The 9,345-nt window shown below is 72.7% G+C and carries 6 protein-coding genes; all 6 read right to left on the bottom strand.

Translation table 11 applies throughout. The annotated features are described in order from the left end of the window. Window positions 1–132 precede the first annotated feature (132 nt). A complete protein-coding gene (locus K4G64_RS36575) occupies window positions 133–1,479 on the bottom strand; it encodes a VWA domain-containing protein (RefSeq protein ID WP_221760192.1) in 1,347 nt (448 codons plus the stop codon). A 99-nt stretch (window positions 1,480–1,578) separates the two neighbouring features. Next, the gene (locus K4G64_RS36570; RefSeq protein WP_221760191.1) at window positions 1,579–2,988 is read right to left on the bottom strand and encodes a PP2C family serine/threonine-protein phosphatase; all 1,410 of its coding nucleotides are present in this window, start codon (window positions 2,986–2,988) and stop codon (window positions 1,579–1,581) included. 3 nt (window positions 2,989–2,991) lie between these two features. Continuing rightward, complete coding sequence (locus tag K4G64_RS36565) at window positions 2,992–5,535, bottom strand: serine/threonine-protein kinase (protein WP_221760190.1); 2,544 nt, start codon at window positions 5,533–5,535, stop codon at window positions 2,992–2,994. 17 nt (window positions 5,536–5,552) lie between these two features. After that, the gene (locus K4G64_RS36560; RefSeq protein WP_221760189.1) at window positions 5,553–6,887 is read right to left on the bottom strand and encodes a hypothetical protein; all 1,335 of its coding nucleotides are present in this window, start codon (window positions 6,885–6,887) and stop codon (window positions 5,553–5,555) included. Window positions 6,888–6,966: 79 nt separating this feature from the next. Then, entirely contained in the window at window positions 6,967–8,010 is a 1,044-nt protein-coding gene (locus K4G64_RS36555; RefSeq protein WP_221760188.1) for a glutamate ABC transporter substrate-binding protein, read from the bottom strand. Beyond that, a partial coding sequence (locus K4G64_RS36550; protein WP_221760187.1) for a hypothetical protein occupies window positions 8,007–9,345 on the bottom strand: 1,339 nt, incomplete at its 5' end. The genes K4G64_RS36550 and K4G64_RS36555, both read right to left, overlap by 4 nt.

Genomic DNA, 9,345 nt, shown 5'->3' with positions numbered 1-9,345 from the left:
GCGGGGGAGGAGGCGGAGGCACGGCACCCGCCATGCGGTGACCGCAGACCTCGCACCAGTCGTCGGAACCCGACTGGTGTCCGTTCGGGCAGGTCGGCATGTCGGCGCGTCCCTCCTTCGATCTCTTCTAGGTCACTTCTTGACGCGAACGGTCTTGGTGGAGCGCGTTTCGAGCGTCATCTCGTCAGCCTCCGCGACCTTCGCCTTCAGTCGCACAGTACCGGTCGCGGCGTCGACCACGTCCACCACCTTCGCAAGCAGTTTCGCAGTATCGGCGTTCCCGGAGGCACTCGCGAGCTGAACGGCCCGGCCCAGTTTGGCCGTTGCTCCGTCCATATCGCCAGACTTGCGAAGATCCAGACCCTGTTGGATGACTTGTGCCAGTTCGGCCTGCCCGGTGTAGTGGGCGACCTGAGGGTTGATCGACGTCGACGCGACCATGTCGTCCGTCCACACGGCCCGCACCAGGCCCTGCGCGCCGAGGTTCTGGGCGCTGCCGTCGGGCTGCGGAATGACCAGGGAGATCCGGGCCGCCAGCATCTCCTGCCCGATGTTCGCCACCGGGACCTCGACGCAGACGTGGTAGTCACGGGACTCGTCTCCCCAGGAACCAAGGGGATAGTCGCCCGCGCGCGGGCCCGCCTCGGTGCGCCGGCCGGTCAGCTCCTCGACCGTCGGCGCGACCTGCTTGACGAACTTCACGGTGGTGTCGACCGGGGTCCACAGCCGCAGGGAGACGTCCGCGACCTCCTTGCCCATCGCCGTCTCCATCATGTGCGTGAAGTCGGCGGCGAGCGCGGCCGGATCGGCGACGATGTCGGCGGTGCCGAGCAGGGCCGAGGCGATCCCTGTGACTTCTTTCACTTCCCAGTCGGTGCCCACGCCGCGCGCGTCACACGTGAAACGACCGGCGCACGCGTCGAGCGCGGCCTTCAGATCCTGGGGCGACTCGTGCTCGTTGCGGCCGTCGGTGAGCAGGATGCCGTGCCGGATCGCGACGTCCGCGGAGGAGAGCAGGCGGTCGGCGAGTTTCAGCCAGGTGCCGATGGCCGTGCCGCCGCCGGCGCTCAGGGAGCGCAGCGCCTGCTTGGCCTGCTCGCGGGTGGTGGCGTCGGCGACCGCGACGCGCCCGCCGCCCGGGTAGACCTCCTTCGCCACGTGCGTCCCGCCGATCACCGCGAAGTGCACGCCGTCGCGCAGGGTGTCGATCGCCGCGGCCGTCGCGTCGCGGGCGTTGCGCATCTTGGTCGGCGGGTAGTCCATCGACCCCGAGCAGTCGACCATGATCGCCACGGCCGCGGACGGGCCCTGGCCGGGCGAGTAGAGGTGGGGCGCCGCGACCGCGCTGCCGATCGTGCCGCCGCCGGTCGCCGTCACCGTGACGATGGCGTTGACCTCGCCGGCGCCCTCCGGCAGGTACTCGTTCTGGTAGACGTCCACCGAGAACTGGGGCACGTTCGACTTCGAGAAATTGGCCATGCCTGCTTCGATCCCCCTTCAAAGCCCCCGCCGAGGCGGGGTGATGACGGTAGGCGGACCGGTCCCCTCCGGTCCGCCGAGGCGTCCCCGTACGTGGCCTCAGGCCGATCCTGCCCCCTGGGGCACGGCCGGGAACGGCACGAGCGCCACTGTTACGTTGTCGTGGCCCCCGCCGTCCAGCGCGTGGCCGAGGAGCACCCGGGCGCTGTGCAGGGGGTGCACGGCGGCGTCGAGCGGGACGACCCGGGCCATCTCCTCGGCCGCCTCCGCGTAGTTCCACAGGCCGTCGGTGCAGACCACCACCACACCGGGGCGGTCCGGCTTGAACGCGGCGGTGTGCGGTTCCAGTTCGTAGGCGTCCGCGCCGAGCCAGCCGGTGATCGCGTGGGCGCGCTCGTCGGCGTAGGCCTCGGCCTCGTTCATCAGGCCCGCCGCGACCATCTGCGCGGCCCAGGAGTCGTCCTCGGTGAGCCGGGCGGGGGGAGCGCTGCGGTCGACCGGGACCCAGTAGGCGCGGCTGTCGCCGACCCAGCCGACGATCAGCAGGCCCGACGTCACCACGGCACCGACGATGGTGCACGCCGGGGCGTTCTGGTGGGGGGCCTGCTCGCGGGCCGTGGCGGGTTCCGCGGCGAGCGAGTTGACGGCGCGCGAGGCGGCGAGGATCGCGTCGTGCATCGCTTGCTGCGGGTGCGTGCCGCGCGGCAGGGCAGCCAGCAGCGTCTCGCCCGCCGCCCTGGACGCCGCGGCGGAGGCGTCGTCGGGGCGGGTCGCCGAGGAGACGCCGTCGCAGACGATCGCGACGGAGGCGGGGGAGCCGTCGGGCAGCGCCGTGGTGCCGATGGCGAACGCGTCCTCGTTGCGGTGGTGGCGCAGGCCGCGGTCGCTGACCGCGGCCACCGGGCCGGACTCCTGCTCCATGTGGTCCCGTTCGCGCGGCTGGGCGTGGCCGCAGTTCTCGCAGTAGCCGTCGTCGTCCACGCGGCCGGCCCGGCAGGCGACGCAGACCTTGCCGCCGGTGGCCGCGGCCTGGGCCGCCGGCTCGGCGGACACCCGTGGGTCCGGTGCCTGGAGGAGGTACTCGTCGGGCTGTGTCTGGTAGATCTCCGGCGACGCGGCAGGCCCGTCGGGCTGCGGCGGCCGGTCGAACCGCACGCCCGCGACCGGCGGGGCGCTCGGCGGCGGGGGTGTCTCCGGCGGCAGCGCGGAGCCGCCCGAGTCCGTGCCCGGCAGGTCCGTCGGCAGGTGCACCGCCTCGGGGGCGCCCGCGCCGTCGGGCCCGGGGGCGGGCCAGGCCGCGCCGGCGGGTGGCGCCGTCGGGGGCTCGGGGTACGCACCGGCCGGAGCGCCCTGGGTGGGCACCGAGCCGTTCATGGTGATGGTCGGGTTGTCCTCCGGCCGTGCCGGCACGGCGGACAGGTCGTATCCGCACGCGCCGCAGAAACGGTCACCCGACTCGAGGGGTTCCTCGCAGCTCGGGCAGGCGGACAACTGGGGCATCTGCGACATCAACTACACCCACGTCCGGGGGCGGTAACGATTGGCACGTTCCACCAGGTCGATCCTCTCCTCGCCGCCCCGCGCCAGCCGGGCCAGCATGCGGTACGAGCGCTCCAGACCGAAACGCAGGCCCCGCTCGTCCAGGCCACTGCCGAGCAGTGTCCGTCCCCCGGCGGCGGGAGGGACGGAACCCTGGCCCCCGGAGAGTACCCAGTCGAGCGCGCAACCGAGGACTTCGGCCGACAACTGCTCCCGCCGTGCCGGATCCAGACCGTACGCCTCCAGTGCCTCGACCTGCGCCGCGGCGGCCGTCAGGTCCTCCAGGAACGGCGCGTCGGAGGCGCTCGCCGTGCGCTGCCGCAGCCGCGCCCGGACCGCCGCCACCCGCGCGGCCGTGTAGTGGATCGAGGACTCCGGAACCGACTCCAGCGTCCGTACGGCACCGCGCCGGTCCCCGGTCGCCAGCTGGACGCGCGCCAGGCCGAACGCGGCGCTCACATAACTCGGGTCGGTCGACCACACCAGCCGGTAGTACTCGGCGGCGTTGTCCAGCTGCCCCAGCACCTCCGCGCACAGGCCGAGCGCCAGCTTGGGCGCGATCTCGCCCGGGAATGCGTCGTAGATCGCGTCGAAGGCGAGCGCCGCACCCTCGTCGTCGCCGGTCACCAGCGCGGCCACACCCCGGTACCAGACCACCCGCCAGTCGTCGGGCCGCTCACCCTCCAGCGCGACCAGCGCCTGCAGCGCGGCGGCCGGTTCACCGGTCTCCAGCCATGCCCGGATCTGCCGCAGCCGCGTCTCGATCGACGGAGCGGGGGCCGCTGCCAGGGCGCCGAGCAACTCCGCGGGGGCGGAGGTCATCAGGCCCGCCAGGAAACCGGCGTTCGGGTCGGTCGGGTCGACGCGCGGGACGGGCAGGGCGAAGGCGGCGGCGGGGGTGTCGACGGGCTTGACGAGACTCCGCGGGGTCTCGGGACGCTGCTGCGGCAGGGCGGCGGGAGCGCCCGCGCCGGCCCGGGCCCGCACCACCCGCGCCCCCAGCCGGGACACCTCGCCGTCCAGCCTGGGGAACAACTCCGTGTCCGTGACCCGCAGTTCCGGCCCGAACAGCGTGGACAGGGCGGGGCGGGCCCGGCCCGTCTGCAGGGAGACGACCTCCCGCAGGACGCCCGTCAGCTGCTCGGTCATCTCCTGCGCGGAGGCGAACCGGCGCGCCGGGTCGGGATCCGTGGCCCGGACCAGGAGCCGGTAGAACGACTCGTACTGCCGGAACACCTCGATGTGGTCGGGGTCGGGCAGGGAGTCCACGTAGACGTTCGTGTAGCCCTGGAAGTCGAAGGTCATGACGGCGAGGGTGCGGGCGACGGTGAAGAGGTCGCTCGCCACCGACGGGCCCGCCTCGGCCACCTCCGGGGCCTGGTAGCCGACCGTGCCGTAGATGGCCGACTCCTCGTCGTCCATCCTGCGCACCGCGCCCATGTCGATCAGCTTGAGCTGGTCCTCGGTCTGGATCGCGTTGTCGACCTTGAAGTCGCAGTACAGCAGGTTCCGGCTGTGCAGGTGCCCGAGCGCCTCCAGCGCCTCGATGCCGTAGGCGCAGGCCTGCTCCACCGGCAGCGGGTCGCGTCTGCCCTGCGGGGTGCGGCGGGCGTTGGCGATCTCCTTGAGGGACTTGCCGCCGACGTACTCCATGACGATGTAGCCGTCGAGCGAACCCGTGCGCTGGTCCAGGTGTTCCACGAAGTTGTAGATCCGCACGATGTTGGCGTGCTCGATCTCCGCGAGGAAGCGCCGCTCGGAGATGGCCGCCGCCATCGCGTCCTGGTCGCCCGTGTCCAGCAGGCCCTTGAGGACCACCCAGCGGTCCGAGACCGCCCGGTCGACGGCGAGGTAGATCCAGCCGAGACCGCCGTGCGCCAGGCAGCCGACCACCTCGTACTGGCCGTGCACCACGTCCCCGGCCCTCAGCTTCGGCACGAAGGAGTACGGATGGCCGCACTTGGTGCAGAAGCCCTCCGTACGGCCCGGCCGGTCGCCGCGTGCCCGGCCCACCTGGGCGCCGCAGTCGGAGCGCGAGCAGAACCGCTTCCGCTCGGGCACCTCGGGGTTGTCCAGGACCATCTCGCGCGGGTCGGGCCGCGGGATCGGCGGCACCTGCACCAGACCGGCGCCCAGCCGGCCCCGGGATCCGGACCCGGCGGTCGAGCCGGAGCTGCGCACCGACACCGAGCGGCCCGTCGACTTGCCCGACAGGGACCGCGACAGGCGTCCCGACACCGAGCGGCGGGACTTCGACGACTGGGAGGACGTCCGTGAACTGCGGCTGCTGGAGCGGGAACTGCCGCTTCCGGCGGAGCCGCGGGAGCCGCCCCTGCCCCCGGCGGTGATGCCGGTGGGCGGCGAACCGACCTCGCCGTTCGCGGCGACGACCGGGGCCAGGCCGCAGGTGTCGCAGTACAGCTCGCCGCCGCCCACGTCCGCGTACGTGCCCTCGCACGTCGGGCGCTGGCAGGCGCGCGGAGGCCCGCCCGCCGGCTCGTGCGGTGCCTGACTCATGGACTCCCCCTCGTCGCTCACGCGCCCGGCCCCCTCCGGTCGTCCTCGGGCACACCCTGCCCCGGCACCCGCGGGCCGCCGAACAGCTCCGCCGCCGCGTGCTGGTAACGCAGCACCGCCTGCTCGGCGGCGCGCAGGTCGCAGGGCGCGCTCCACAGCATGCGGCGTGCCTTCTCGTACCGCTCCACCAGCAGTGCGTCCTCGGCGAAGCCGTGCCGGGCGACCTTCGCCTTGTACGCGTCGAGCCGGCCGCGCAGCTCGGCGCGGACCGCCAGCGGGGCGGTGACCGCTGTCAACGACTCACGGGCGCGCAGCAGTTCGTCCTCCGCCTTCTGCTCCAGCGAATCCAGCAGCGGGGACAGCCGGTGCCACTGCCCCTGCCTGCGGTACTCGGCCGCCGCCGCCAGCTGCTCCTGGAGCACGGTCGGCGGCCCGCCGACGACCGGCACCTCCGTCGCCGCGATCTTCGCGAGGACCTCGCCGCGTGCCGTGCGCGCCTCGGCGAGCGTGCGGTCCGCGCGGCTGAGGATGTCCCGCAGCTTCACGATCCGCTTCTCGGCGTCCTGCCGCACGGTCAGTACGGCGTCGATCTCCCGGCGTACCTCCTCCAGGGCGCGCGCCTCGCGGTCGTACACCGTGGTGTCCGGCCGGCCGCCGCCCGGCGCCGAACTGCCCTCCGCCGCCTGCCAGAACGCCAGCGGGTCCGAGACCACCTGTTCGCGCAGCTTCGTCAGTATCCGCGTGATGCGCTCCAGGTCGTCGCCCGCCGGGTGCTCGCCGGGGCGCACGCCCACCGAGTGCGCGAGCCGCCGGGTGCGCTGGAGTTCCGCCGCGAGCAGGTCGATCCGGGCCGGCAGGGCCGACCAGACCGCGTCCGCGGCGACCACCATGTCCAGGCTCGTCGCGTACAGCTCGTTCATCCGGTCCACGAGCGAGTCGAGCGAGAAGCGCTCGCTGAGCTTCGTCGGACTGCCGTGCAGAGTAGGGGCGTTGGCCGTGGCCGAGGCGCTGCCCGCGACGGTCACCGAGTCGCCGTTCAGCAGCTCCGTCAGCTCCACCAGGTCCTCGCGGCTGGACCAGCGGCGGCGTGAGCGGATGTCGCGGGCGGAGCGCAACGCGTCGGTGTACGCGTCGAAGTACGTCCACAGCAGCGTGATCGACGCCTCCGTGGACGTCCAGCGCTCCCGTGTGACGCCGGTGAGCTCGGCGCCCTCCAGGAGTCTGCGGCCCGCGTGGTCCTGCAGGGCGAGGAGCGAGGTCTCGATCGCCTCGTGCTCCGCGCCGAGCCGCGCCAGCGCACGGTCCACCTCGTCCCGGTCCATCACCGGCCCGGTGGATCCCGTGACGCCCATCGATCACCTCTCGCTGCGGTCGTGTCTCGCGTGTCGTCTGTCGTCTTCTGGTGCGGGTGTTCGCGGGTTCAGCAGGGTGTCAGGTGGTGCGGAGGTACTGCGGTGCCGGTGGTTCCGACTTCTTCGCATCCTTGCCCAGTGTTGCCGACAGCCATTTCTCGTACGACGCCTGCCAGCCGTTCTCGCTGTCCTTGCGGTAGTCCACCAGGATCTGGTTGACCCGGCGTACCAGATCGTCCGCGTCCTTCTTCATCGCCACGCCGTAGTACTCGGCAGTGAAGGCGTCGCCCTTGAGCTGGACCGTCGGGTCCTGTGCCGCCTGGCTCGCCGCGAGGGCGCCGTCGGTGACCACGGCGTCGACCTCGCCGAGCTGGAGCCTCACCAGGCAGTCGAGTTGGTTCGGGACGGTGGTGGAGATGTCCGTGCCGGCGGGGAGCTTGCCGTCCTTCTGGTCCGCCTCCAGCGCGGCGAACGCCGTGGAGCCGGCCGCCGTGCAGATCCTGCGGTCCGCGAGCGTGTCGTCGTAGCCCTCGATGGGGGAGGACTTCGGGGCCAGGACCTGCTGGCCGGTCTTGAAGTAGGGCGCGGAGAAGGCGACCTCGCCGATGCGGTCGCAGTTGATCGTCATCGTGCGGACGACCATGTCGACGCGGCCGTCCTGGATCGCCGGGATGCGCTGGTCGGTGGGGATCGCCTTGAACTGGACGGCGTCCGGGTCGCCGAGGATGTCCTCGGCGATGCGGTGGACCAGGTCGATGTCGAAGCCCTCGAGCTCCGCGGTCTTGCCGCTGTTGGGGTTGCGGTAGCCCCAGCGGTAGCTGTTCTGGTCGACGCCGACGACCAGCTTGCGCTTCTCGCCCGTACGGCTCTTGATCGCGCGGATGGTGTCGCCGTCGGCCGAGGAGGGCGCCAGCGTCTGCTTCTCGGGGGCCTCGCAGTCCTCCGCCTCGGTCCCGGCGGCGTAGGTGGTCGCGGTGGTGTTCCGGGCGGTCGTGGTGAGCGGCGGCAGGCAGAGGGCCACCAGCGCCACCAGGGCGCAGACGACAGCCATCGCGGTCACCCCGCCCCAGCCCCTGAGCGCGTCTCGCACGGTCGTTCCTCCCTTCGCCCCTGCCCCGTTCATCGGTACTCCGACAGCCTGCGGCCGATGCCCACGACCGCGCCCGCGGCGCCCAGCACCGCGAGTACGGCCACGCCCGCCGGCATGCCGGTCAGCGCGTCGCGGCCGTCACCCGCCGCGCGCTTGAACTCCGTCTCCTCGTGCGCGAGTGCCGTGCGCAGGTTCTCGTCGACGCTGTCGAAGCACTCGCCGGTCGCGCCCTCGGTGCCGATGACCCGGTCCAGCGCCTGCTGGTAGTTGCCGTTCTCGTCCTGCTCGCGGGCCGCGGTGTGGCGCTTCTTCCACTCCGTCATATTGCCCACGGCGGCGGTGACGGGGCGTTCGCCGGAGGTGTCGTCGGCGAGTTTCTCCGCCGCCGCCAGCTTCACGGCGAGAGCCTTGATGTCCCTGCCGAAGTCGTAGTCGTAGGCGTCGTAGGTCTTTTCGCCGACCTTCTTCGTCTCCGCGCCGCGCGCCACCAGGGTGAGGTTCTCGTTGCCCCTGGCCTTGAGGGAGGCGATGCGCGCGTCGTGCAGGACGTTCAGGGAGCGGACGCCGTGGTCGTAGGAGTCGTTCAGGCCCGCGCGAGCGAGGGTGTGGCCGACGACCAGCCAGAGGAGGACGACCGTGGCCGTGGCGGTGGCGGCCACCAGGCCGTGGTTCAGGACCCTGTTCGTCCGCCGGTAGTTGCGGTGCTGGGCCCAGGCCAGGGCCGCCAGGGCGGCGACGCCGAGGGCGATGGCCGCCCAGGGATAGGGCGTGGCGTCCGCGTAGTCCGCGCTGAGGCGCTGGTTCTCCTTCGTGTAGAGGTCCTCCGCCGCCGGGAGCATCTGGTGCTGCATCTTCTCGTTGGCGTAGCGGAGGTAGGCGCCGCCGACCGGGAAGCCCTGGCGGTTGTACGTGCGGGCGCGCTCCACCAGGCCCTTGTACTCCGGCAGGAGCTTGTTGAGCTTGGCGATCGTCGCCGTGGACGGCGAGTCCGGTTCGGCGTTGGCGGCGGCGTTGACGAGTTTCTCGGCGGCCGTGCGGATGTCCCGCTCGTAGCGGTCACGGGTGGCGGCCGACTCCTGGCCGCCGGCCAGGAAGCCGCTGGAGGCGGCCGTGTTGGCGTCCGCGAGGGAGCGGTAGATGTCGGCCGCGTCCGAGCTGAGGGGCTGGCTGCGGGTGAGGACGTCGTCGGCGGCGGCCGCCCGGTCGGTCATCTGCCAGGCGGTGACGGCGCCGAAGGCGACGACGAGGAGGGCCAGCAGGGCGCCGATGATGCGCAGCCGGCCGGGTTCGGTGGTGGCCGCGGAGCGCAGCTGGTCGAGGCCCTCGGCGAAGGCGGTGCGGCGGGGGGTCGTGGCACGGGGCGCGGCG

Origin of the sequence: Streptomyces sp. WAC04114, from assembly GCF_019733245.1 — a bacterium.
Classification (GTDB): Bacteria; Actinomycetota; Actinomycetes; order Streptomycetales; family Streptomycetaceae; genus Streptomyces; species Streptomyces massasporeus_A.
This window is presented reverse-complemented; position numbering and strand designations above follow the sequence as displayed.